We start from the raw sequence: 22,848 nt of genomic DNA, 5'->3' as shown, positions 1-22,848 counted from the left end.
CTCCCCTTTCGGGGGATGAACCGTCCGTGCCGGCCATGCCCCGGCCGGGCCGGAGCGCCGCCCCGGCGGAGCCGCGCCCCCGAACGGTCTCCCGGCGCCCGGTCCTGCCCGGTCCGGCGCCGGCTTCGACGGACCCCGGGTTCGTGGTCGGCGGTGTGCCGGGGCGGGGAGTCGCGGGCGGCGGCCGGAGCCTGGCCGACGGGCCCCCCGGTCGGGCTCCGGCCGCCGGGAGCGCTCCGCTCGGGCGGTTCCTGGCCAAGGCCGCGGCCGTCACCGCCGGACTGACCGCCGCCGGGGCGGTGTTCGGGCTGGTCCGCGACCAGACCATCGCGCACCTCTTCGGGGCCGGTCACGACAGCGACGCCTTCCTGATCGCCTGGACCGTGCCGGAGATGGCCTCGACGCTGCTCATCGAGGACGCCATGGCGCTGCTGATGGTGCCCGCCTTCAGCCAGGCGCTGGCCCGGCGGGCCGCCGCCCGGGCCGGCCTCACCCGCAAGGAGGCCCGGGCGCAGGACCCCGTACGGCTGCTCGTCGGGGCGACCCTGCCGCGGCTCGCCGTGTTCCTGGCCGCCGTGGCCTCCGTACTGATCGTGGCCGCCCCGGTCGTCGTCGCGGTCATCGCCCCCGGCCTGCCCGACTCCGACCTGGCCGTGCAGTGCACCCGTATGACGGCGCTGACCGTGCTCTCCTTCGGTGTCGCCGGGTACTTCAGCGCCGCGCTGCGGGCGCACCGCTCCTTCGTGCCGCCCGCCGCGATCTACGTCTCGTACAACGTCGGCATCATCGGGACGATGCTGGCGCTCCACGCCCTGTGGGGCGTGCGGGCCGCCGCGGCGGGCGTCGCCGTCGGCGGGCTGCTGATGGTCCTCGTCCAGCTGCCCGCCTTCATCCGGAACGTCGGCTTCGGCCCGCGCCGGGCGAGTGTCTGTCCCTCGGACCAGGCCGGATCGGCCGTGCGCGGCGGACGCCGCGGGCCCGGCCTGATCCGAGAGGCAGACCCCGCGGGCGCCCCGCGCAGCCGGCGCGAACGCGACCGGCCCACCCTGATCGCCTTCGGGGTCATCGCCCCCGTCATCTTCTTCGCGGTGTTCCGGCAGTCGCAGGTCCTGGTGGAGCGGTTCCTGGCCGCCTCACTGCCTCCGGGGGCGATCTCCCACCTGAACTACGCGCAGAAGGTCGCGCAGATGCCGATGGTGCTGTCGCTGATGATCTGCACCGTCACCTTCCCGGTCGTGGCCCAGGCCATGGCCGGCGGGGGGCGCGAGAAGGCGCGGCGCCGCGTCGAGCAGGACCTCGCGCTCGCCGCGCTCGCCGTCCTGATGGGCACGGCCCTCGTCATCGGCTACGCGCCCCAGATCATTCAGGTCCTCTTCGAACGCGGCGCCTTCACCCACGCGGACACCCTCGCCACCGCCTCCGTCATGCGGGTCTACGGACTCGGGCTGCTCGGTCACTGCCTCGTCGGGGCGCTGTCGCGGCCCTTCTTCTCGACCGCCCGGCCCATGTGGTTCCCGGCGTGCGCGATGGGCGCCGGGCTCCTCGTCAACATCGTGGCCGGAGCCCTCGCCGTGGGCTGGTGGGGCACCTACGGCATCGCCGCCGCCAACGCCGCCGGGATCTCCACCAGCGCCGTGCTCCTGCTGACCGGCCTCGGCTCGCGGATCATCGCCATCCAGGTCCGCCGGGTCGCCGTCAGCATCGGCCGGCTCGCCGTCTCCGCGGCCGCCGCCTGCGGCACCGGCTGCATCGCCGGGCCGATGATCCCCGACCCGATGCTCAGCGCGGCCCTCGGCTGCCTGCTGGTCCCCGCCATGTTCGGCGCCACCGGCATGGCCATACGCGCCATCGAAGTCATCGCCCTGCCCGACCAGATCGCCCGGTTCTCCTCCCAGTTCACGCAGAGGTTCCGCAATGTCCGCTGACACCGACTCGGCGCCCGCCGCCGTGGTGGTCCCCGCCCGCCGGACCGCATCGCCGTGGGTCCTGATGTACCACTCGGTCGCCGAGTTCACCGACCCCGCCGAGGACCCGTACGGAATCACCGTCACCCCCCGCACCCTGGAGGACCAGCTGCTGTGGCTGCGCTCCCGCCGCCTGCGCGGGGTGTCGGTCGGCGAACTGCTCAGGGCCCGCGCGGCCGGGCGCGGGGGCGGGCTGGTCGGGCTGACCTTCGACGACGGCTACACCGACTTCCTCACCCACGCGCTGCCGCTGCTGGACCGCTACGACTGCACCGCCACCCTCTTCGTCCTGCCCGGGCGCCTCGGGGTGGACAACGTCTGGGACCCGCTGGGCCCCCGCAAGTCCCTGCTCACCGCCGAGGGGATCCGCGAAGTCGCCGCGGCCGGGCAGGAGATCGGCTCGCACGGGCTGCTCCACCAGGACCTCACGGTGGCCGCCGACGACGTGCTCCAGCAGGAGCTGCGGGGCAGCCGCGACCTGCTGCGCGAGCTGACCGGGACGCTGCCCGAGGGGTTCTGCTACCCGTACGGGCACCTCGACGCCCGCGTCGTCGCCGCCACCCGGGACGCCGGTTACGCGTACGCCTGCGCCATCGACCCCGGGCGGCTCGCGGGCCCGCACGCCCTGCCCCGTACGCACATCAGCCAGGCCGACGGGGGAGCCCGGCTGCGGGTCAAGCAGCTCCGGCACCGGGCGCGGGAGCTGCGGCGGGGGGTGCGCACGTGAAGGCCCTGCACATCATCACCGGGCTCGGGGTCGGCGGCGCCGAGCAGCAACTGCGGCTGCTGCTGCGGCACATGCCCATGCGGTGCGACGTACTGACGCTGACCAACCCCGGGCCGGTGGCCGAGGGGCTGCGCGCCGACGGGGTGCGGGTCGTGCACCTGGGCATGCGCGGCAACCGGGACCTGGGGGCGCTGCCCCGGCTGGTGAAGTTCATCCGGCGCGGCCGCTACGACCTCGTCCACACGCACCTGTACCGGGCCTGCGTGTACGGGCGCCTCGCGGCCCGGCTCGCGGGCGCCCGGGCGGCGGTGGCCACCGAACACTCCCTCGGCGAGGGCGAGATCGAGGGGCGGCCGCTGTCGGGCGGGGTCCGGGCCCTGTACCTGGCGAGCGAGCGCCTGGGAGCGGCGACCGTGGCCGTCTCCGACACCGTGGCGGCCCGGCTGGAGGCGTGGGGGGTGCCGGCGGCGCGGGTGCACGTGGTCCCCAACGGGATCGAGGCCGTCCGCTTCCGCTTCGACGAGGGCGTACGGCGGGCCACCCGGGCCCGGACCGGGCTGCCGGAGCGGGCCTTCGTGGTCGGCGGGGTGGGGCGGCTGGTCCCGGGCAAGCGGTTCGACGTACTGGTGCGCGCGGTCGCGGCGCTGCCGGGGGCGCACCTGCTGCTGGCCGGGGACGGGCCCGAGCGCGCCTTCCTGCGCTCCCTGGCGGCGGAACTCGGCGCGCAGAGCCGGATCCACCTGCTGGGGGAGCGCGATCCGCTCGGCGACAGCACGGACGGGCGCACACCGGGCATCCCGGCGCTGCTGGCCGCCATGGACGTCTTCGTCTCCCCGTCCCGGGAGGAGGCGTTCGGGCTGGCGGTCGTCGAAGCCCTGGCCGCAGGGCTCCCGGTCCTGCACGTGACGTGCCCGGCGATCGACGACCTGCCGGCGGCGCAGGCCCCGGGCGCCCGCCGGATCGGCACCGGCACGGAGGAGCTGGTCGCGGCCCTGCGGGGGCACATGGAGGCGGGCGCCCGGCGCCTGCCGCCGCCGCCGGTCGTCCGCCGCTACGACATCGCGCACAGCGCCCGCAGGCTCCTGGACGTCTACGACCTGGCCCTCGCCTCCCCACCCCACCGCACCCCCCGGCACCCGGGGGGCGGCGCAGTGCCGCCCCACCCGCCGGGGGATCCGGACCCGACCGACAACTCCCTCCACCCAGGAAGTGAGCACGCTCATGGCTGACACCGCCGATCAGAAGAAGACCGAGAAGAAGACCGAGAAGAAGACCGAGCAGAGGACCGAGCAGCGGACGGAGCAGGGCAGAGTGGAGAGGAGCGAGGGTGGCGCGAAGAGGCGCGCGCGACGCGTCCGCCGCCGGTTGGTGCCCCCTGCCTGGTGGCCCCTGCCGGCCTGTGCGCTGCTCGGGCTCGCCCTGGGCGGGGCGTACGGGGTGCTCAAGACCCCGGAGTACGCCGCCACCAGCTACGTCGTCGCCGTGCCGGACGACACCACCGAACCGGCCACCGCCCTCGGCTTCGCGCAGGCCTACGCCCGGATCGCCACCAGCAGCTCCACCCTCGCCTACGCCCAGCCCCGCGCCGGCCTCGGCGTCCAGAAGCTGCGGACCCAGGTACGGGCCGAAACCTCGCCCGAGTCCCCGATGATCGCCATCACCGGTACCTCCACCAGCCCCGCCGAGGCCGCCGACATCGCCAACGCGGTCGCCGACGCCCTGTCGCTGAGCAGCAACCAGGCCGCGAAGAACACCGGCGTACAGCTGATCCTCTTCAACCAGGCCGTCGCACCGACCGACCCCGCCTCCCCCTCCGCGCCCATCAGCGGCGCCGTCGGCATGTGCGCCGGCGGCCTGCTCGGCGGGCTGTGGCTCCTCGCCCGCCCCGGCCGCCGCAAGCCGCAGGAAGAGGAGGCGGCGGTCGCTCCCGAGGCAGTGGCGGAGGTCGACGAGCGGCGCGAGACCCTCGTCGAGGAGTACGCCTCGCTCCCCGCCCAGGGTGAGCACAGCGAGACCAAGGAGAAGGAGTCCGTGCGATGACGCCGGGCTCCGCCGGGGCCCTGTCGGTGACGCTGTGCCGCGACCCCCGGCAGTTCGCCGCGCTGGAGGAGCCGTGGAACCGGCTCCTGCGCAGCTGTCCCACCGCCACCCCGTTCCAGAGCCATGCCTGGCTGCACTCCTGGTGGCTGTCGTACGGGAAGGAGGGCCGGCTCCGGCTCGTCCTCGTGCGGCGCGGCGAGGAACTCGTCGGTGCGGCCGCGCTGATGCTCGTCCACCGGCCGCTCCCGCTGCTGGTGCCGCTCGGCGGCAACATCACCGACTACTTCGACGTGCTCGTGGTCGCGGAGTACGCCGAACAGGTCGTCCCGGCGCTGGCCCGCGGCCTGCACCGGGCCGCCCGGGGCGCGGTCGTCGACCTGCGCGAGGTCCGTCCCGGGGCCGCCGTCGAGCAGCTGGCCGAGCACTGGCCGGGGGTCGGCGCCCGGCTCGCCGACTCCACCTGCATGGAGCTGCCCGCGCTGCCCTTCGACGAGCTGGTCAAGCGGATGCCGGCCTCCGGCGCCCAGCGGGTCCGGGCCAAGCTCCGCAAGACCGACGCCGCCGGGATCGAGGAACACGAGGTCGCCGAGCAGGAGGTGCCGCGTGCCGTACGGACCCTGCTGCGCCTCCACGAGAAGCAGTGGCGCGGCCGCGGAGTGACCCCGGAGCACCTGCGGCCCCGCTTCGCCGAGCACCTGACGCGGGCGACGCGGCGGATGGTGCGGGCCGGGGAGGGCCGGCTGACGGAGTTCCGCCTGGACGGGAAGGTGGTGGCGGCCAACGTCACCCTGCTGTCGGCCGGGCTGAGCGGCGGCTATCTGTACGGGGCCGACCCGGACCTGCGGGCGCGCAAGGTGGACGTGGCGACGCTGCTGCTGCGCTACGAGGCCGGGCGGGCCCTCGCGGAGGGCCGGCCGGTGGTGAGCTTCCTGCGCGGCAACGAGCCGTACAAGAACCACTGGCGGCCCGAGACGGTGGTGAACGGGCGGTTCCTGCTGGCCACCACGGCGCTCGCGCCCCTGCTGCGGCTGCACGAGTCGCAGGTGACGGGGCGCGAGCGGGCGGTGGACGCGCTGCGGGAGGCGCTGCCGGCCGCCAGGGACTGGCGGGCGCGGCTCAACGAACTGCGGGTGCGATGACCCGTCTAGAAGGGCCAGAAGCCGGACTCCTTGCCCCAGTCGAGCCGGACGCAGACCGACTGCTTGCCGACGAGCTTGGAGAGCCACTCGCCGAAGTCGAGCGGCAGGCACCACTGCTTGGCGTTGACCGGCGGGTCCACCGGCGCGGGCTGCGTCGGTGCGGGCGCCGTCGGTTTCGGCGTGGGCGTGGGCGTGGGTACCGGCTTCGGCACCAGGGGGCTCGGCGCGACGGGCGAGGGCTTGGGCGTCGGGACCCCGGGTGTGGGGACCAGCGGGCTCGGGGTCACGGGGCTCGGTGCCTCGGGACTCGGGCTCACCGGCAGCGGCGCCTGCGGCGACGGGACGACCGGGCTCGGGGTCACCGGGCCCGGGGTCACGGGGCTGGGGCGCACGGGGCTGGGGCGCACGGGGCTCGGGCGTACGGGACTCGGGGTCACCGGGCTCGGGCTGACCGGGAGCGGTGCCGCGGGCGAGGGCTTGGGGACCTCGGGCGTCGGGACCTGAGGGCTCGGGACCGGCGGTGTCGGGATCTGCGGCTTCGGGATCTCGGGCGTGGGGATCTCGGGCGTCGGGATCTGCGGTGTCGGGACGACCGGTGTGGGGATCTCGGGCGTCGGGATCTGCGGTGTCGGGACGACCGGTGTGGGCACGACCGGCGTGGGCACCACGGGCGTCGGGACCACCGGGGTCGGCACCACGGGCGTGGGCACCACCGGGGTCGGGACCACCGGACCGGGCCTGTCGGGGACCAGCGCGTCGCGGAAGACCCTCGCGGACTCGGGGTTCTCCTTGCACTGCCAGACACCGTGCGGGCAGTAGTCGGTGATGGTGTGGTAGATCGGCCTGTGCTGCGCGATCCACTCCAGCATGCGCCGCACGTACTCCGGATTGTCCCCGCGCCGGAACAGCCCCCACTCCGGGTAGGAGATCGGCTTACCGTGTGCTTTCGCGAAGTCGACGTGCTTCTGGAGCCCGTACGGCTGGCTGATCTGGTCGTCGAAGTTCCGCCCGGGACCCTGGTCGTACGAGTCCATCCCGATGATGTCGACCACGTCGTCGCCGGGGTAGCACTTGGTCCAGCCGATGGCGTCCCTGCCCCGGTTCGGGGCGAAGTCGAACTTGAACTCCTGCCCGGGCACCTCGCGCATCGTGGTGACGACGCGCCTCCAGTACGCCTTCCAGTTCTCGGGATCGGGCCCGCAGCGGTGGGTGTAGGTGACGCCGTTCATCTCCCAGCCGAGGACGATCACCGTGTCCGGGACGCCCAGCGACACCAGTCGCTCGGCGAGCCTCCTGAAGTGGCGGTCGTAGTGGCCCGCCGCGCCGGCCCGGATCAGCCGGGCCACCTCGCGGTCGGGCACCCGGTCCTCGTTCCCGGCCTGCATGGGCACGTTGAGGACGAACATCCGGTCGTCCTCGCCCTGCCGCCACTCGGCCCAGTCCTCCAGGAAGCCGACATTGCCCTCGATGCCCGCCCACCTGTCACCGGGGAGGTAGGTGTGGCCGACCCGGATCTCCCTGCCGCCCAGCCACCGCGACAGGTACGGGATCCGGGCCACCCCGGGCGGGCCGTAGTCGAGATAGGCGCCCATGGCGATGTCCGCGCCCTGGGGCGGGTCCTTCTCGGGGGCCGCGATCGCGGCCCCGGTCGCGAGCAGTCCGGCCGCGACCGTACCGATGCAGGTGCTCGCCAGTCGGCGGTGTTGTCTGGGCATGGCGTCTCCCGAGCTCTCCTGAACCGGTGTGCTTACCAAAGACGTTAGGCATCAGATCGGACGATTGGCCTGTCCGGTGACAGCTGCCTAGGCCATTCGCATCTGCGCACCCTTACCCGCTTGGTCCGACTAGGTGAAAGACGCCGTTGCCATGCACGCGTATCTCAACCATGTGCCCGCAGTTCTGCTCAGACTCGATCGCAATCCGTTCCACCACGGAACCCTTGGCGCCGTCAGATCCCTTGGCCGCAGGGGCGTGGAGGTCCATGCCGTCGTCGAGGCCGGGGGAGGTCCCATGGGGCGCTCGCGCTATCTGCACGCCCTGCATGCCGGGCCGGACGGCGGGCTGGACCCCGAGGCGCCGGAGGCCCTCCTGGAGTGCCTGACCGGGGTCTCGGAGCGGATCGGCAGGCCGGCCGTGCTCGTCGCCATGGACGACCTGAGCGCGATCGCGGTGTCCCGGGTCGCGCCGATGCTGATGGGCCGTTACCGGATCCCCCATCAGCCGGACAACCTGCCCGCCCGGGTGGCGGACAAGGCCGAGCTGGCCGGGCTGTGTGCGCGCTGGGACGTCCCGCATCCGGAGACCGTCGTCCCGGCGAGCGGCGCCGAGGCGGCGGAGGCCGCCTGGCGGCTCGGCCTGCCCGTGGTCGCCAAGTGGAGCCGTCCCTGGCTGCTGCCGGCCGGGGGCGCCGGGCTGCGGAGCACCACGCTGGTGGACTCCGCCGCCGAGGCGCGCCGGCTGTACGAGCGCTCCGCCGAGGCCGGGAGCCGGCTGCTGCTCCAGCGGTTCCTGCCGGCCGGGCCGGACACGGACTGGTTCTTCCACGGCGCCTTCGGCCGCGGCGGGCGCCCGCTGCTCGCGGGGTCGGGCCGCAAGGAGCTCTCCTGGCCGGTGCGGACGGGGCTGACGGCGGTGGGGCGCTGGCTGCCGGATCCGGCGGTGGAGGAGGCGGGGCTGCGGCTGGCCGAACGCCTCGGCTACCAGGGGATCCTGGACATGGACTTCCGCCGCGACGAGCGCGGCACCTTCCGGCTGGTGGACTTCAACCCCCGGCCGGGGGCGCAGTTCCGGCTGTTCACGGACGACGCCGGGCTGGACGTCGTACAGGCGATGTACCTGGATCTGACGGACCAGCGGGTCCCGGAGTCCTCGGGGGGACCGGGCCGGGTGTTCGTCGCCGAGAACTACGCCCTCCTGTCGGCGGTACGGGGCGGTTCCTTGCCGCGTCGCCCGGCGGCCGGCCCCGCACACGCTGCGGCCCCGGTGGCTCCGCCGTCCCGGACCGCCCAGGCCCCCCGGACCGCCCAGGCCGCCCCGGCCGTGGCCGCCCAGCGCAGCGCGCCGGGTGCGGCGACCGCGGGCCCGGATCCCGTCCAGGCGGCCGGGAGCGGCCGTGCCGCCGAGGCCGCTCCGACCGGGCCGACCCGGTGGGGCCGGGCCGGGTGGGGGCCCGCGGGGGAGCGGGGCCGGGTGGAGACGGCCTGGTTCGCGGCCGACGACCTGCTGCCCTTCCTGGCCATGCTCGGCGCCTTCCTCGGCCGCGGTTTCGGCAAGGGCGCGCGCGCCCTGCGGGGCGTCCCCGCCCAGGCAGACGGGCGGCACACCGCCAAGGCGCCGGCGCACACTCCGCGCCAGCGCGGCGCGGAGCAGCCGTCCGCCGCCCTGGGGGGTACGGCCTCCCGTCCGGCCCCGCCGGAGGCCCCGGCGGCGCCGGACGAGCTGGTCACCCGGTAGCGACACCGACCGGGCCGAGTACGCAGACGATGGAGCTGAAGGGACAGCCGTGACGCGGATGGACGATCTCGTGGTGATCGGCGCGGGCCCGTACGGGCTGTCGATCGCCGCGCACGCTGCGGGCGCGGGGCTCGACGTACGGCTGCTGGGGCGGCCCATGGCCTCCTGGCGCGACCACATGCCCGTGGGCATGTACCTGAAGTCGGAGCCCTGGTCCTCCAACCTGTCCGCGCCGGACGGCCGCTACACCCTGGCCGATTACTGCGCCACCCGCGGTCTGGTCGCGGAACACGGCACTCCGCTGCCCATCGGCACGTTCAGCGCGTACGGGATGTGGTTCGCCCGGCACGCGACGCCCGAGGTGGAGGAGGTGACCGTCACGGAGGTGACCCCGCAGGGCGACGGCTTCCGCGTCCGCACCGCCGAGGGACCGCCGCTGCTCGCGCGCACGGTCGCCCTCGCGGTCGGGGTGATGCCCTTCGTCCAGCTCCCCGCTGCGCTGCGGGACCTGCCGCCGACCCACTACTCGCACAGCAGCGGCCACCGGGACCTGGCCCGCTTCGCCGACCGCGAGGTCGCCGTCCTCGGGGCCGGGCAGGCGGCCTTGGAGACGGCCGCACTGCTGGCCGAACAGGGCGCCCGGCCCTGCCTGGTGGCCCGGCGCTCCCGGCTGAACTGGAACACCGTGCCGCAGCCCCTGAGCCGGCCGCCGCTGCGCGCCCTGCGCGAACCGCACAGCGGGCTCGGCACCGGCTGGCGCAGCTGGGTGTGGTCGGAGCTGCCCTGGGCGGTGCGCCGGCTGCCCGCCGCCACCCGGGAGCGGATCGCGGCGACCGCACTGGGCCCCGCCGGGGCGTGGTGGCTGCGGGACCGCTTCGAGCGGCGCGTGCCCGTGATGCTGGGCCACCACCTGCAACGGGCCGTCGCGGTGGGCGGCCGGACCCGGCTCGGGCTGACCACCAGGGCGGGGGAGTCGGTGGTGCTGGACACCGCGCACGTGATCGCGGCCACCGGCTTCAGCCCGGACCTGGCCCGGCTGGAACTGCTCGACGCGGGGCTGCGGGCCGCGCTGGCGACCGTCGGCGACAGCGGGACGCCGGAGCTGAGCCCCGGCTTCGAGTCCTCGTGGCCGGGACTGTTCTTCGCGGGCCTGCTGACGGCTCCCTCATTCGGCCCTTCCATGCGATTCGTGCACGGTGCGGGCTTCACGGCGGGGAGACTGGTGAGAGGAGTCCGCAAGCGCCTCGGCGCCAGGGGTCCGCTGCCGGGTTCCACCACGACCTACGACCGGGCTGCCGCCGGGCAACCCCAGACGTATCTGCGGTGAGAGGGGTCCGCGATGAGCGCGGAGCGAGCACAGGGCCGCGGCTGGGTACGCATTCCCGCCAGCCGCGGGGAACAGCCCGCCACGGCCAGACCCGCGGGGTACGACAGGACGTCCGGGTACGACAGGACGTCGGGGTACGACAAGGCGCCGGCGTACGACAAGGCGACGGGGTACGACACCAGGTCCGCCGCCTACGACCACGCCCCGTACGCGACGGCCCCCCACATCGTCCAGCCCACCATCTACCTCACCCTCGTCAAACGCTGGCGAGAGGCCGGGCGCACTCTTCCGGGGCATCCTGACGAGGAGTGGGAGCGGCTGATCTCCCAGCCGTGCTGGCCCGGGCGTTAGGTGGTGTGACTCGTGGCAGCGGCGGAGCACGAGTGGTCGCAGCAGGGCCGCAAGCCCCCCGGGACCGGCCCCGGGGAGCGGCTCGCGCTGAACGGCATGGGCAGCTTCGACTGGGACCTGGGCGCGGGGACGCTGGAGCTGGACGAGGCCGGGGCGGCCGTCTTCGACCTCGACCCGGAGGAGGTCGACGGAACCCCGGAGGCGCTCGGGCTGCGGATCCCGGCCGCGGACGCCGCCCGGCTGAGCGAGACCGTCTCGGACGTGCTGGAGCGCGGCGCGGACACGTACGGCGCGTACTTCATGGTGCAGCGGCGCGACGGCCGCGACCAGTGGACGCACACGCAGGGCCGGGTGCTTCGCGACGAGGAGGGCCGGGCGCACCGCATCCTGGGGATCGTCCGGGACGCGACGGGGGAGCTCGCCCAGGCCACCCAGCTGCGCAAGCTGGAGTCGGCGCGCGCCAAGCAGACGACCATCGTCCAGCGGACCACGGAGGTCCTGTCGCGGGCGGTGACGGTCGACGACGTCACGGCGGCCCTGACCGGAGCCGGCGCGCTGGAGCGCCTGGGCGCGGAGGGGCTGGCGCTGGGGCTGGTCGAGGGCGGCACGATCAAGATCATCGCGCTGAGCGGGGAGTCGCTGGAGATCCTCAGCGAGCGGCGGTTCACCCGGCTGGACGGCTCGCTGCCGCTGTCGCAGGCGGTGATCACCCGGCAGGCACGTTTCGTCACCTCGCTCGCGGCGCTCGGCGAGGAATTCCCGCTGCTCAGTGACTACCTGAGCCGCATCCGGTACGACGCTGCCGCCTATCTGCCGCTGATCGCGCAGGCCAAGGCCATCGGCGGGCTCGTCCTCTTCTACCGGCACCGCACGGAGTTCAGCCCGGAGGAGAAGAACCTCTGCCTGGGCCTCGCGGGCATCGTGGCGCAGTCCCTCCAGCGGGCGCTCCTCTTCGACCAGGAGCGCGAGTTCGCCACGGGCCTCCAGGCCGCCATGCTGCCCCGCCGGATCCCCGAGATCACGGGCGGGGAGATCGCGGTCCGCTACCACTCCGCGTGGAGCGGGCGGGAGGTCGGTGGGGACTGGTACGACGTGATCGCGCTGCCGCGCGACCGGGTCGGCATCGTGGTGGGCGACGTACAGGGCCACGACACGCACGCGGCGGCCATCATGGGCCAGCTGCGGATCGCGCTGCGGGCGTACGCGGGCGAGGGCCATCCGCCCTCCACCGTGCTGGCGCGCGCCTCGCGCTTCCTCGCCGAGCTGGACACCGAGCGCTTCGCGACCTGCATGTACGCGCAGGTGGACCTGGAGACCGGAGGCGTACGGGCGGTCCGCGCGGGCCACCTCGGCCCGCTGATCCGGCACACGGACGGGCGCACGGGCTGGCCCAACGTGCGCGGCGGGCTGCCGCTCGGCCTGGCCTCCGTGTTCGAGCAGGAGGACTTCCCCGAGACCCGCCTCGACCTGGTCCCCGGGGAGACGCTGGTGCTGTGCACGGACGGCCTGGTGGAAGAGCCCGGAACGGCCATCAGCCAGGGCATGGAGGCCCTGGCCCACGCGGTGCGCAGCGGCCCCCAGGGGGCCGGGGCGCTCGCCGACCACCTCCTGGACCGGCTCTGGGAGCGCTGGGGCTCGGGGGACGACGTGGCCCTGCTCGTGCTGCGCCGGGCCCCCGACCCGGGCACCCACCGGGCGCCGCGCATCCACCAGTACGTCCACCAGGCGGACCCCGAGGGCCTCTCCGACGCCCGCTACGCCCTGCGCCAGGCCCTGCGCGACTGGGGCATGCCGGAACTCGCCGACGACGTGGAGCTGGCGGCCGGGGAACTGCTGGTCAACGCCCTCCTGCACACCGACGGCGGGGCGGTGCTGACCATGGAGGTGCTGCCGGAGCCGGTGCGGCGGATCCGGCTGTGGGTCAAGGACCGCTCCAGCGTGTGGCCGCGGCGGCGCACACCGGGTGAGGCGGCCACCACGGGGCGCGGGCTGCTGCTGGTGGACGCGCTGGCCTCGCACTGGGGGGTGGAGTCCCGGGGCGACGGCAAGGCGGTGTGGTGCGAGTTCGACGCCGCGGGCAACCCGCGGAGCACGGCGTGACGCGGCGGTCACGCCGAGTTGTGGGGCTCCGGGGGTGGAGTGATGATGCGAACCATGGAACGGAACGTGCTGTGCGCAGGCTGAGGTGGGGCGCCGTGACGGGCGCCCTGGCCCTGCTCCTGCTGGCCGCCGGAGTACCGACCGTCGTGGACCGGACGGCGGGGCGCCCGCACGCGGTCCCCGGGTGCCAGTCGGTGGCGTTCATGTCGATGACGGGCGTCGCGCCCGAGTGCCGGTAGCGGCGGCTACCGGACCCGTGGGCCCGCAGCCCGCAGGTCGTGGCCCGTACGGGCGGAGCGGCCGGGGGCGGGCGGGCCGGGACGCGAATGGGCCGGGACGCGACGGGCCCCGCGGGCCTACTCCTGCCCGACGAGTCGGATCTCCCGCCGGTCCTCCGCGACCGTGTCGATGGAGCGCGGCATCAGGCCCGAGAACTGGACCTCGTTGAGCTGGGCCTCGGCCAGCGCCGGCCCCGGGTGGACGTTCGGGGTGAGCCGCAGCGAGCCGCTGGCCCGCCACTCGTGCTCGGCGCCGTCACACTGCGCCTGGCCGCCGCCCAGGCCGATGCGCGTGCCGTCCTGGTACACGCCCGCCGAGATCTGGAGCGTCGCCCCCATGGGTGACGGGACGGTGCAGTGGTACGTCCCGGAAAGAGTGATCGTGCCGTCCTCGGAAATGTGAGCGTATGGCTGTACGGAAATTCCCTGGTCGAAAGAGGTGGCGGTGGCGGGGGCGGTGAAAACGGCCGCCCCGGCCACTGCCGAGAGCGCTGCCAGGGCCATGCGGGTCGCGTGAATGCGCATTGTTCCTCCGGGTGGATGAGTGCCGGCGGTAATCCGCCGGAACGCATTGTGCTGGCAGTTGGCCGCAACCGGCCGCACACACTCCCCCGGCGCACCCGTGTCGGTGAGTGCAATTGCCCGCTCGGGGGCGTGAGACTGACCGAAATACATCCCCGAAGGGATTTCGAATGCGTCAGTCCGCCGTCCGCCGCCACGTCCCCGTCCTCGCCGCCGCCGTACTCCCCCTGCTCCTTTTCGGCGTCACGGCCTGCCAGAGCGCTCCCGAGGGGGCCGCGCTCGCCCCCGCCGCCGCGCCCGCGGTCCCGGTGGACGACGGGGCGCCCGGCGCCGAGGAGGCCCCGGCCCGGGCCGGGGCGAAGGGCGCCCGTGTGGGTGATGCCGTACGCGTGCACGGGCAGCAGGTCGGCCGCCACCTGCAGGTGGTGCTGAACGCGTACGTCGACCCGGCGGTCGGCGTCGAGAAGAACTACGCCCCGCAGGCGGGCACGCGCTGGGTGGCCGCCTCGATGTCCTTCGTCAACGTGGGCGGGGCCTCGTACGGGGCGCTCGGGCGCATGTGGGCGCTCGACAGCGCGGGGCAGCGCCATCCGGTGGTGCCGACCGGTGAACTGACGACCGGCAAAACGCTCGTCTTCGATTCCCTCGCGGTCGGTGAGCGGGCCGAGGGATGGGTGGTGTTCGAAGTCCCGGAAAACGCGCGCATCGAGCGGCTCCAGTACCAGGACGCGAACATCCAGGCGAATTCCGGAGAGGGATTCTGGTCCGTGTAAACGCGTCTAGCCCGCCCGGGTGAAAGGCCGTGAAAGGGCCGGGTGCGGGACCACTAGGGTGCGGCGCATGACTTCTACTCAAGCCGACATCGACCGGTCCCAGCTCGGCACCCTTTCGGTGCTCGCCTGGATCGGCGACCCCTCCGAGGCCCACGACATCCCGTACCTCCTCGCCTACAGCCTCGGGGACGGCCCGCAGGGCCGGGAGGCCGGCGAGGCGGCGGCCCGCGGGTTGCTGGAGGAGATCGGCCTGCCCATCGGTGACGTCGTCATGGACGGCACCCGCAGCCCGCGCACCTTCGCGGTGCAGATCGTGCTCATGGCGGGCGACCAGGTCACGCTGACGATGCCCGGCCTGAACGCCACGTGCACCGCCCCCAAGGAGTGGGTCGCCGCCGCGCTCGAGAGCGGACAGGCCTACTTCCTCTTCGCCACGCGCGCCTGGCCGGAAGCGGCTCCGGGCAAGCCGGTGACCGCGGAAGTCCTCCAGGCGTTCGCGGGCGACGAAGAGGTGCTCACCAGCAGCGCCCACTGCGTCCTCGCGGTGCAGACCCTGCAGTAGGCCCGGCGGGAGCCGCGGCGGTGGCCGCCGCCGCGGCACGTGGCGACGCACAGCTCCGGCCGCCGGGCTCCCAGCCTGCCCGGTGGCCGGTCGTGCCGGTCAGGGCCGTTCGAACGCGAACTTCAGCGAGCGGACCCGGTTGTCGAAGTTCGAGCCCGCCAGATCGGGCAGGCCCACCGCGCGCAGTCCGACCGGGCGGGTCAGCAGCTCCCGGAAGAGGGCCTTCATCTCCACCCGGGCCAGGTGCGCGCCGAGGCAGAAGTGCGGGCCGCCGCCGCCGAACCCGAGGTGCGGATTGGGCGAGCGGGTGATGTCGAAGGCGTCGGGGTCGGGGAAGACCGCCTCGTCGCGGTTGGCGGAGGCGTAGTACAGGACCACCTTGTCGCCCGGGCGGAACAAGTGCCCGTCCAGGGTGTGTTCGGCGGCCACCGTCCGGCGGAACTGGATGATCGGCGTCGAATGGCGGATCATCTCGTCCACCGCGCCGTCCGCGTACGTCTCGAAGTCCGAGAGCAGCAGGTCGCGCTGGTCCGGGTTGTCGGTCAGCAGGGTCAGCCCGTGCGTGATCGCATTGCGGGTGGTTTCCACCCCGGCGACCATCAGGAGCGAGAAGAAGGCGCCGAGTTGGCGGGCGCCGAGGGCCTGGCCGTCCACGTTCGCGCAGACCAGGGCCGAGATCAGGTCGTCGGTGGGGTTCTTGCGCCGCTCCCGCCCGATGCCGGCCACCATCCGCTGCATACGGGCCAGGGCCCGCAGGCCGCGCCCGGGCATCCGCAGCCGGGCCGCCAGGCCGCGTTCGACGCCGATGTTCTCGGAGGCGTGGTTGACGCGGTCGGCGATCTCGGCGCGGTGGCGCTCGGGGATGCCCATCATGTTGCAGATGACCTCCAGGGGCAGCCGGGAGGCCACCGCCGACACGAACTCGTCGGGCCGGTCGGCCAGTACGTCGTCGACGATGCGGGCGGCGACGGTGTGGATGTCCTCCTCGGCGGCCGCCAGCAGGCGCGGGGTGAAGGCCCGCTGCACGATCTTGCGGAGCTGGGCGTGGTCGGGGCCGTCGAGGTTGACCATGGAGTCCCCGAACAGCGCGCGGACCCAGCGGGGCGGCTCGGGGGTGGTGACGCCGGGGGCGCTCGCGAACACCTTGGGGAGGCGGCTCGCCTCCTGGACCTGGGCGTGGCGCACGAGGGCCCAGTGGCCGGCGGCGGTCCCCTCGGGGACGAAGACGGGGGACTCGAGGGCGCGGAGGCGGGCGAACACCTCCAGGCGGTGGGCGGGGGGAGCCTGCCAGAAGCCGGGCTCGGCCAGTTCCCTGCCGGGGTCTTTGCCAGGGCGTGGTGCGGGGAGTGTCATGGCCGTGCCTCTTCCTTCGGCGGGGGCGTTCTGCGTGAAAACGGGTGCGGGGGCGCGGGAGTGACGGTTCGGCGCGGCACCGTTGCCGGGCTACGCCCCGGAGCCCGGGCCTCAGACGCCGGCGGGGCCGGGTCCGGCCGGCGCAGGCCGGGAGGTGCCCGCGGACAGGGCCATGCCGATCGCCACCGTCGCCGCCGTGACCACGCCCGCGTAGAGGACCGCGTACGGGCCCGCCCACGTGCAGGCTAGGACGGCCACGGCCGCGAGCGGGAGGGTCAGCTGCTGGGCCAGGCCGCGCTTGAAGTGGCGGGAGTGCAGGAACCACACCGTCAGGAGGAACACCGCGGACGGGACGGTCACGGCGGCGTTGGCGGCGAGTTGTGAGAGGTGCGCCTTGCCGACGGCGTGCTCGACCGCGACCTCGATGCCCGCTCCGATCGCCGCGCCCGAGGCGAAGATCACCAGGTGGCCGTACCCCCAGGGGATGGCCTCCCGGTTGGTGTTCAGCCGCTCGTGCATCGGCACCGCGAAGTAGATCCACCACGCCGAGAAGACGATCAGCAGCCCACCCGCCGCGATGGGCAGCAGCTCGCCCAGCGCCTCGTGCTCGTCGATCGCCGACTTGACCGCCACCGTGGCCGCCGCGATCGTCTCGCCGAGCACGATGATGGTGAACAGCCCGTACCGCTCCACGATGTGGTGGGCGTGCCAGGGCGTCTGGTGTCCGCGCTCGGCCAGCAGCGGGACCATCAGCTCGGCCGCGACCATCACCAGGAACAGCCAGCGCCTGGCGGACTCGGGTGCGAACAGCAGTCCCACCCAGCCGGCCTGGCAGATCACCAGCCCGGCCGCGTACTTCAGCGCCGCCGTGCGGGCCGCGCCGCTCTCGCCGGCGGCGGCCCGGAGCCACTGAGCCGTCAGGGCGACGCGCATGATGATGTAGCCGATGACGGCGACGGTCCAGTCGTTCCCGTCGAAGGCCCGGCTCACCCCGGCCGCGTAGACGAGGACCCCGGCGATCTGGACGAGGGTCGCCACCCGGTACGGAACGTCGTCGCAGTCGTAGGCGGAGGCGAACCACGTGAAGTTCATCCACGCCCACCACACGCCGAAGAAGACGAAGAAGTAGCCGAGGACCCCCGTGCCGGGATGGCCCTCCGCCAGCGCGTGCACGAGCCGGGCGCCGGCCTGCGCGATCGCGACGACGAAACAGAGGTCGAAGAACAGCTCCAGCGGCGTGGCCGCGCGGTGCTGCTCGTCGCGGCTGCGGGCGGTCATGGGGGAGTAGGCCATGGCGGAAAGCAGACCAGAGGATGCCCTGCCCGGCGGGCCAGGCGCGCGGTCCTCCGGGCGCCGGTGCCCCGCGCGGAGGGTTCGGGGCGCTCCGTGCACGAGCCGGGCCGGCGGCGGAGGGCCGGCCGGCTGCTCCGGGACGGGACCTTGTCCTGTCGCCCGCACGACGTTCGCCCCTGCCGCCGGGTGGGCCCCGGGACGGAGTCTGGAGCGGTCACTGCTCTCCCAACGTTCAGGACCACGCCATGAGTTCCGCCACCTTGCCGCAGGCACCGGAGGTGCTCGCCGATCCGGCGCAGTACCGCCCGGGCCGCACCATCACGGACTGGACGCCGCAGGACCCGGCCTTCTGGCGGTCCACCGGAAAGCGGGTCGCGACCCGCAATCTGTGGATCGCGGTGCCGGCCCTCCTGGTGGCGTTCGTGGTCTGGCAGGTGTGGAGCATCACCGCGACCAGCCTGAAGGACGTCGGTTTCGCCTTCAGCCAGTCCCAGCTGTTCTGGCTGACCGCGGTCCCCGGCATCACCGGCGGCACGGCCCGGATCTTCTACACCTTCCTCGGCCCGAGGATCGGCCAGCGCCGCTTCACGGCGATCTCGACCGTCGTGCTGGTCGTACCACTGCTGTGGCTCGGCTTCGCGGTGCAGGACCCGGACACCCCGTACGGCACGATGATCGCGATCGCCGCGCTGTGCGGCGTCGGCGGCGCGAACTTCTCCTCCTCGCTGGCCAACATCGGCTTCTTCTACCCGAAGCAGGAGAAGGGCAACGCGACCGGCATCAACGGCGGCCTGGGCAACCTGGGCGTCTCGGTGGTCCAGCTGCTCACGCCCATCCTGATCACGTCCTCGGTCCTCGCCGTCGGGGCGGGCCGGCGCACGGCCGACGGCTCGGAGATCCACCTCCAGAACGCCGCCTTCGTGTGGGTCCCGGTGCTGGTGGTCCTCGCCGTGGTCGCTTGGTTCGGCCAGAACGACCTGAAGGTGGCCTCCACCCCCTTCAGCCAGCAGAAGATCATCTTCAAGCGCAAGCACAACTGGCTGATGACCTGGCTCTACGTGGGCACCTTCGGCTCGTTCATCGGCTTCGCGGCGGCCCTCCCGCTGCTCATCAAGACCACCTTCCCCGCGTACTCGGTGGCCACCTACGCCTGGATGGGCCCGGCGCTGGGCGCGCTGGCGCGGTGGGCGGGCGGCTGGATCGCCGACAAGCTGGGCGGCGCGCGGGTGACGATTCTGTCCTTCGCGGGCATGGCGCTCTCGATCATCGGCGTGATCGGCTTCCTCCCGTCCGGTTCCTCTCCGGGGCGGTTCTCCGGCTTCTTCCTCTGCTTCCTGTCGGCCTTCTTCTTCTCGGGCATCGGCAACGGGTCCACCTTCCGGCAGATCCCCGTCATCTTCCGGGGGCAGCACCTGAAGGGCCTGACGGAGGGCACGCCGCAGTACGCGGCCGCGCTGAAGCAGGCGGAGATCGAATCGGGCGCGGTCACCGGTTTCACCGCCGCCATCGCCGCCTACGGCTTCTTCTTCATCCCGGCGATGTTCGCGAACTTCGCCGTGACGAGCGCGATGTGGGGCTTCGTGGGCTTCTACGCCTCGTGCGTGGTGGTGGCGTGGTGGTTCTACGCCCGCAAGGGCGCGGAAGCCCCCAGTTAAAAAACCGTTGGCTATTTTGTGAATGTTTTCACAAGTGCACGAAGGACCTTCGGCCCGACGAAAACGCCAGGTCAGGACCGGTAGGTGAGGCGCAGGCGCAGAGGTCGCGGGACCTTCGGGCTCCGGTTCGGGACCAACGCGGCGCCAAATGATCGATCAAACGGCGTGCAATGGACACAAGCAACGAGGCGACTGAGGAAGGTGCGGGCGATGACTGCCACCGCTGCGGAGACCACGAGGAGCGGCGAAGCCTGGGGGGGCTTCAAGGGCGGGCTGTGGCGCGACGCCATCGACGTCCGCGACTTCATCCAGCAGAACTACACGCCCTACGAGGGTGACGACACCTTCCTCGCCGGCCCCACCGAGCGCACCACGGCCGTGTGGAAGGCCATCACGGACAAGTTCCCGCAGGAGCGCGAGAAGGGCGTCTACGACGTCGCGTACGACGTTCCCTCGTCGATCACCGCGCACGCCCCCGGCTACATCGACCGCGACAAGGACCTGATCGTCGGTCTCCAGACCGATGCCCCGCTCAAGCGCGCGATCATGCCGTACGGCGGCTGGCGCATGGTCGCCGGCGCGCTGGAGACCTACGGCTACCCGGTCTCCGCGGACCTGGAGAAGGTCTTCACCGAGTACCGCAAGACCCACAACGCCGGTGTCTTCGACGCCTACACACCCGAGATCCGCGCCGCACGCAAGGCGGGGGTCGTGACCGGCCTCCCGGACGCGTACGGCCGCGGCCGCATCATCGGCGACTACCGCCGCGTGGCCCTCTACGGTGTCGACCGCCTCATCGCCTCCAAGAAGCAGGAGAAGGCGGAGCTGGGCTCCCTCCCCGCGGGGCGTCGTTCGCTGGAGGAGACGATCCGCCTGCGCGAGGAGCTCTCCGAACAGCTCCGCGCCCTTGCCGAGCTCAAGGCGATGGCCGCCTCCTACGGTTACGACATCTCCCGCCCGGCCGCCACCGGACGCGAGGCCATCCAGTGGCTGTACTTCGCCTACCTGGCCGCCGTGAAGGAGCAGAACGGCGCGGCCATGTCGCTCGGCCGCACCTCCACCTTCGTCGACGTCTACCTCCAGCGCGACATCGAGGCGGGCCTGCTGACGGAGGAGCAGGCGCAGGAACTCGTCGACGACTTCATCATCAAGCTCCGCATCGTGCGCTTCCTGCGGACGCCCGAGTACGACGAGCTGTTCTCCGGCGACCCGACCTGGGTCACCGAATCGATCGCCGGCATGGGCGAGGACGGCCGTCCGCTGGTCACCAAGACCTCCTTCCGGTACCTCCAGACCCTCTACAACCTCGGCCCGGCCCCCGAGCCGAACATGACGGTCTTCTGGTCGCCGCGGCTGCCCCGGGGCTTCAAGGAGTTCTGCGCCCGCGTCTCGATCGACACGTCCTCGGTGCAGTACGAGTCCGACGAGCTGATGCGCCCGCGCTTCGGCGACGACACCGCCATCGCGTGCTGCGTCTCGGCGATGCCGGTCGGGAAGCAGATGCAGTTCTTCGGCGCCCGCGTGAACCTCGCCAAGACCCTCCTCTACGCGATCAACGGCGGCCGGGACGAGAAGTCCGGAGACCAGGTCGGCCCCGAGACGGGCGCCCTCACCTCCGAGGTGCTGGACTACGACGAGGTCATGGCCAAGTTCGACGCGCAGATGGAATGGCTCGCCGCCACCTACGTCCACGCCCTGAACGTCATCCACTACATGCACGACCGGTACGCCTACGAGCGCATCGAGATGGCCCTGCACGACCGCGACGTGCGCCGCACCATGGCCTGCGGCATCGCGGGCCTGGCGGTGGCCGCCGACTCGCTGTCCGCCATCAAGCACGCCAGGGTCACCGCGGTGCGCGACGAGACCGGGCTGGCCACCGACTACGTCGTCGAGGGCGACTACCCGGCGTACGGCAACAACGACGACCGCGTCGACGGCATCGCCGTCCGGCTGGTCGAGGAGTTCATGAAGAAGGTGCGGGCGCACGAGACGTACCGGGGTGCCGAGCACACCCAGTCCGTGCTGACCATCACCTCGAACGTCGTCTACGGCAAGAAGACCGGCAACACCCCGGACGGGCGGCGCGCCGGCGAACCGTTCTCCCCGGGCGCCAACCCGATGAACGGCCGCGACACGCACGGCTACGTCACCTCGGCGCTGTCGGTCGCGAAGCTCCCGTACGAGGACGCCGAGGACGGCATCTCGCTGACCAACACCGTCACCCCCGACGGCCTGGGCCGCACCCCCGAGGAGCGGATCGAGAACCTGGCGGGCGTACTTGACGGCTTCACGGCGGTCGGCGGCTTCCACATGAACGTCAACGTCCTGGACCGCGACACCCTCGTGGACGCCATGGAGCACCCCGAGAACCACCCGCAGCTGACCATCCGCGTCAGCGGCTACGCGGTGAACTTCGTCCGCCTCACGAGGGACCAGCAGCTCGACGTGCTGAACCGCACCTTCCACGGCTCGCTCTAGGGATCGGGGATGCCCGCCATGACCGTCCTGCTCGGCTCGAACACCGCCCGCGCCGCGACTCCCGCGGCTGCCGCCACCCGGCGGCCGAGCGAGGGCTCGGTGCACTCGTGGGACCTGTCCACCGGCGTCGACGGCCCGGGGACGCGCTTCGTCACCTTCCTCTCCGGATGCCCGCTGACCTGCCTGTACTGCCACAACCCCGACACGTGGAAGATGCGCAGCGGCAAGCGCACCTCGGCCGACGAGGTCATCGCCGAGGCCGCCAAGTACCGGAGGTTCATCGCCGCATCCGGCGGCGGCGCCACCGTCTCGGGCGGGGAGCCGCTGCTCCAGCCCGTCTTCGCCGGGGAACTGCTGCACCGGATGAAGCACGAGCTGGGCCTGCACACCGCCCTGGACACCTCGGGCTTCCTCGGCGCACGGGCCACCGACGCGCTGCTGCGCGATGTGGACCTGGTCCTGCTCGACATCAAGTCCTGGGACCGGGAGACGTACCGGAAGGTGACGGGCCGCCCGCTGCAGCCGACGCTGGACTTCGCCCGGCGCCTCGCCGGCCTCGGCAAGGAGGTGCACCTGCGCTTCGTGCTGGTGCCGGGGCTGACCGACGCCCAGGAGAACGTCAAGGGGGTGGCCGCGTTCGCGGGGAGCCTCGGCAACGTTTCGCGCGTTGACGTCCTGCCCTTCCACACGCTGGGGGAGGGCAAATGGGACGCCCTGGGCATGCCGTTCACCCTGCACGGGACGCCCTCGCCCAGCGCGGAGCAGGTGGCCGAGGCGAGAGCGGTTTTCGCGGCGCAGGGCCTTACTGCCGTGTGAACCCGTTCGGCCTA

General features: G+C 73.1%; 19 protein-coding genes. 15 read left to right on the top strand and 4 right to left on the bottom strand.

What is annotated here, in order from left to right; genetic code table 11:
* Positions 1–35: 35 nt before the first annotated feature.
* The 5 genes from murJ to ACIP5M_RS31235 are packed head-to-tail and all read left to right on the top strand — an operon-like array spanning position 36 to position 5,870.
* Entirely contained in the window at positions 36–1,925 is a 1,890-nt protein-coding gene (gene murJ / locus ACIP5M_RS31255) for a murein biosynthesis integral membrane protein MurJ (protein ID WP_401203133.1), read from the top strand.
* A complete protein-coding gene (locus ACIP5M_RS31250; RefSeq protein WP_401202964.1) occupies positions 1,915–2,691 on the top strand; it encodes a polysaccharide deacetylase family protein in 777 nt (258 codons plus the stop codon). The genes murJ and ACIP5M_RS31250 overlap by 11 nt, the downstream gene beginning before the upstream one ends.
* Complete coding sequence (locus ACIP5M_RS31245) at positions 2,688–3,920, top strand: glycosyltransferase (protein ID WP_401202962.1); 1,233 nt, start codon at positions 2,688–2,690, stop codon at positions 3,918–3,920. The genes ACIP5M_RS31250 and ACIP5M_RS31245 overlap by 4 nt, the downstream gene beginning before the upstream one ends.
* Entirely contained in the window at positions 3,913–4,731 is an 819-nt protein-coding gene (locus ACIP5M_RS31240; RefSeq protein ID WP_401202959.1) for a lipopolysaccharide biosynthesis protein, read from the top strand. Before ACIP5M_RS31245 ends, ACIP5M_RS31240 begins: the two co-directional genes overlap by 8 nt.
* Positions 4,728–5,870 (top strand): GNAT family N-acetyltransferase, encoded by a 1,143-nt coding sequence (locus tag ACIP5M_RS31235; protein WP_401202957.1) that lies wholly within the window; start codon positions 4,728–4,730, stop codon positions 5,868–5,870. Before ACIP5M_RS31240 ends, ACIP5M_RS31235 begins: the two co-directional genes overlap by 4 nt.
* Before the next feature lie 5 nt (positions 5,871–5,875).
* Here the strand turns inward: ACIP5M_RS31235 and ACIP5M_RS31230 are convergent, their stop codons facing one another.
* A complete protein-coding gene (locus ACIP5M_RS31230; RefSeq protein WP_401202955.1) occupies positions 5,876–7,585 on the bottom strand; it encodes a glycosyl hydrolase in 1,710 nt (569 codons plus the stop codon).
* Positions 7,586–7,880: 295 nt separating this feature from the next.
* Here ACIP5M_RS31230 and ACIP5M_RS31225 point away from each other — a divergent pair, with 295 nt between their 5' ends.
* The 5 genes from ACIP5M_RS31225 to ACIP5M_RS31205 all read left to right on the top strand — a co-directional run bounded on the left by ACIP5M_RS31225 (position 7,881) and on the right by ACIP5M_RS31205 (position 13,340).
* Entirely contained in the window at positions 7,881–9,323 is a 1,443-nt protein-coding gene (locus tag ACIP5M_RS31225; RefSeq protein ID WP_401202952.1) for an ATP-grasp domain-containing protein, read from the top strand.
* Between the two features lie 58 nt (positions 9,324–9,381).
* Positions 9,382–10,650 (top strand): NAD(P)-binding domain-containing protein, encoded by a 1,269-nt coding sequence (locus tag ACIP5M_RS31220; RefSeq protein WP_401203131.1) that lies wholly within the window; start codon positions 9,382–9,384, stop codon positions 10,648–10,650.
* Between the two features lie 12 nt (positions 10,651–10,662).
* Positions 10,663–11,001: a hypothetical protein gene (locus ACIP5M_RS31215; RefSeq protein ID WP_401202950.1), complete on the top strand. Its 339-nt coding sequence runs from the start codon at positions 10,663–10,665 to the stop codon at positions 10,999–11,001.
* A gap of 12 nt (positions 11,002–11,013) precedes the next feature.
* A complete protein-coding gene (locus ACIP5M_RS31210; protein ID WP_401202947.1) occupies positions 11,014–13,101 on the top strand; it encodes a SpoIIE family protein phosphatase in 2,088 nt (695 codons plus the stop codon).
* A 71-nt stretch (positions 13,102–13,172) separates the two neighbouring features.
* The gene (locus ACIP5M_RS31205; RefSeq protein WP_401202944.1) at positions 13,173–13,340 is read left to right on the top strand and encodes a hypothetical protein; all 168 of its coding nucleotides are present in this window, start codon (positions 13,173–13,175) and stop codon (positions 13,338–13,340) included.
* A 117-nt stretch (positions 13,341–13,457) separates the two neighbouring features.
* Here the strand turns inward: ACIP5M_RS31205 and ACIP5M_RS31200 are convergent, their stop codons facing one another.
* A complete protein-coding gene (locus ACIP5M_RS31200) occupies positions 13,458–13,904 on the bottom strand; it encodes a DUF6299 family protein (protein ID WP_401202942.1) in 447 nt (148 codons plus the stop codon).
* A gap of 167 nt (positions 13,905–14,071) precedes the next feature.
* Here ACIP5M_RS31200 and ACIP5M_RS31195 point away from each other — a divergent pair, with 167 nt between their 5' ends.
* Positions 14,072–14,674 (top strand): DUF4352 domain-containing protein, encoded by a 603-nt coding sequence (locus ACIP5M_RS31195; RefSeq protein ID WP_401202939.1) that lies wholly within the window; start codon positions 14,072–14,074, stop codon positions 14,672–14,674.
* A gap of 67 nt (positions 14,675–14,741) precedes the next feature.
* Entirely contained in the window at positions 14,742–15,236 is a 495-nt protein-coding gene (locus tag ACIP5M_RS31190; protein ID WP_401202936.1) for a DUF5949 family protein, read from the top strand.
* A gap of 99 nt (positions 15,237–15,335) precedes the next feature.
* Here ACIP5M_RS31190 and ACIP5M_RS31185 read toward each other — a convergent pair whose 3' ends face one another.
* Positions 15,336–16,589, bottom strand: coding sequence for a cytochrome P450 (locus ACIP5M_RS31185; RefSeq protein ID WP_401202933.1), 1,254 nt, complete (start codon positions 16,587–16,589; stop codon positions 15,336–15,338).
* 111 nt (positions 16,590–16,700) lie between these two features.
* Entirely contained in the window at positions 16,701–17,882 is a 1,182-nt protein-coding gene (locus tag ACIP5M_RS31180; protein WP_401202930.1) for a low temperature requirement protein A, read from the bottom strand.
* A 245-nt stretch (positions 17,883–18,127) separates the two neighbouring features.
* Between ACIP5M_RS31180 and ACIP5M_RS31175 the strand changes: the two genes are divergently transcribed.
* From ACIP5M_RS31175 to pflA, 3 genes are all read left to right on the top strand, one after another.
* Entirely contained in the window at positions 18,128–19,537 is a 1,410-nt protein-coding gene (locus ACIP5M_RS31175) for an MFS transporter (RefSeq protein ID WP_401202927.1), read from the top strand.
* 210 nt (positions 19,538–19,747) lie between these two features.
* The gene (gene pflB / locus ACIP5M_RS31170; RefSeq protein WP_401202924.1) at positions 19,748–22,018 is read left to right on the top strand and encodes a formate C-acetyltransferase; all 2,271 of its coding nucleotides are present in this window, start codon (positions 19,748–19,750) and stop codon (positions 22,016–22,018) included.
* Positions 22,019–22,036: 18 nt separating this feature from the next.
* The gene (gene pflA, locus ACIP5M_RS31165) at positions 22,037–22,834 is read left to right on the top strand and encodes a pyruvate formate-lyase-activating protein (RefSeq protein ID WP_401203128.1); all 798 of its coding nucleotides are present in this window, start codon (positions 22,037–22,039) and stop codon (positions 22,832–22,834) included.
* Positions 22,835–22,848 lie beyond the last annotated feature (14 nt).

Source organism: Streptomyces sp. NPDC088762 (assembly GCF_044750905.1).
GTDB lineage: Bacteria > Actinomycetota > Actinomycetes > Streptomycetales > Streptomycetaceae > Streptomyces.
The sequence above is the reverse complement of the archived record's forward strand: the minus strand, read 5'-3'. Positions and strand labels throughout refer to the sequence as shown.

Bases quoted from the DNA above. Each gene is read 5' to 3' on its own strand.
- ACIP5M_RS31185 (WP_401202933.1), bottom strand. From the start codon at position 16,589: ATGACACTCCCCGCACCACGCCCTGGCAAAGACCCCGGCAGGGAACTG.
- ACIP5M_RS31195 (WP_401202939.1), top strand. From the start codon at position 14,072: ATGCGTCAGTCCGCCGTCCGCCGCCACGTCCCCGTCCTCGCCGCCGCC.
- ACIP5M_RS31250 (WP_401202964.1), top strand. From the start codon at position 1,915: ATGTCCGCTGACACCGACTCGGCGCCCGCCGCCGTGGTGGTCCCCGCC.
- ACIP5M_RS31230 (WP_401202955.1), bottom strand. From the start codon at position 7,585: ATGCCCAGACAACACCGCCGACTGGCGAGCACCTGCATCGGTACGGTC.
- ACIP5M_RS31220 (WP_401203131.1), top strand. From the start codon at position 9,382: ATGGACGATCTCGTGGTGATCGGCGCGGGCCCGTACGGGCTGTCGATC.
- pflA (WP_401203128.1), top strand. From the start codon at position 22,037: ATGACCGTCCTGCTCGGCTCGAACACCGCCCGCGCCGCGACTCCCGCG.
- ACIP5M_RS31235 (WP_401202957.1), top strand. From the start codon at position 4,728: ATGACGCCGGGCTCCGCCGGGGCCCTGTCGGTGACGCTGTGCCGCGAC.
- ACIP5M_RS31200 (WP_401202942.1), bottom strand. From the start codon at position 13,904: ATGCGCATTCACGCGACCCGCATGGCCCTGGCAGCGCTCTCGGCAGTG.
- pflB (WP_401202924.1), top strand. From the start codon at position 19,748: ATGACTGCCACCGCTGCGGAGACCACGAGGAGCGGCGAAGCCTGGGGG.
- murJ (WP_401203133.1), top strand. From the start codon at position 36: ATGCCCCGGCCGGGCCGGAGCGCCGCCCCGGCGGAGCCGCGCCCCCGA.
- ACIP5M_RS31225 (WP_401202952.1), top strand. From the start codon at position 7,881: ATGGGGCGCTCGCGCTATCTGCACGCCCTGCATGCCGGGCCGGACGGC.
- ACIP5M_RS31240 (WP_401202959.1), top strand. From the start codon at position 3,913: ATGGCTGACACCGCCGATCAGAAGAAGACCGAGAAGAAGACCGAGAAG.
- ACIP5M_RS31190 (WP_401202936.1), top strand. From the start codon at position 14,742: ATGACTTCTACTCAAGCCGACATCGACCGGTCCCAGCTCGGCACCCTT.
- ACIP5M_RS31180 (WP_401202930.1), bottom strand. From the start codon at position 17,882: ATGGCCTACTCCCCCATGACCGCCCGCAGCCGCGACGAGCAGCACCGC.
- ACIP5M_RS31215 (WP_401202950.1), top strand. From the start codon at position 10,663: ATGAGCGCGGAGCGAGCACAGGGCCGCGGCTGGGTACGCATTCCCGCC.
- ACIP5M_RS31175 (WP_401202927.1), top strand. From the start codon at position 18,128: ATGAGTTCCGCCACCTTGCCGCAGGCACCGGAGGTGCTCGCCGATCCG.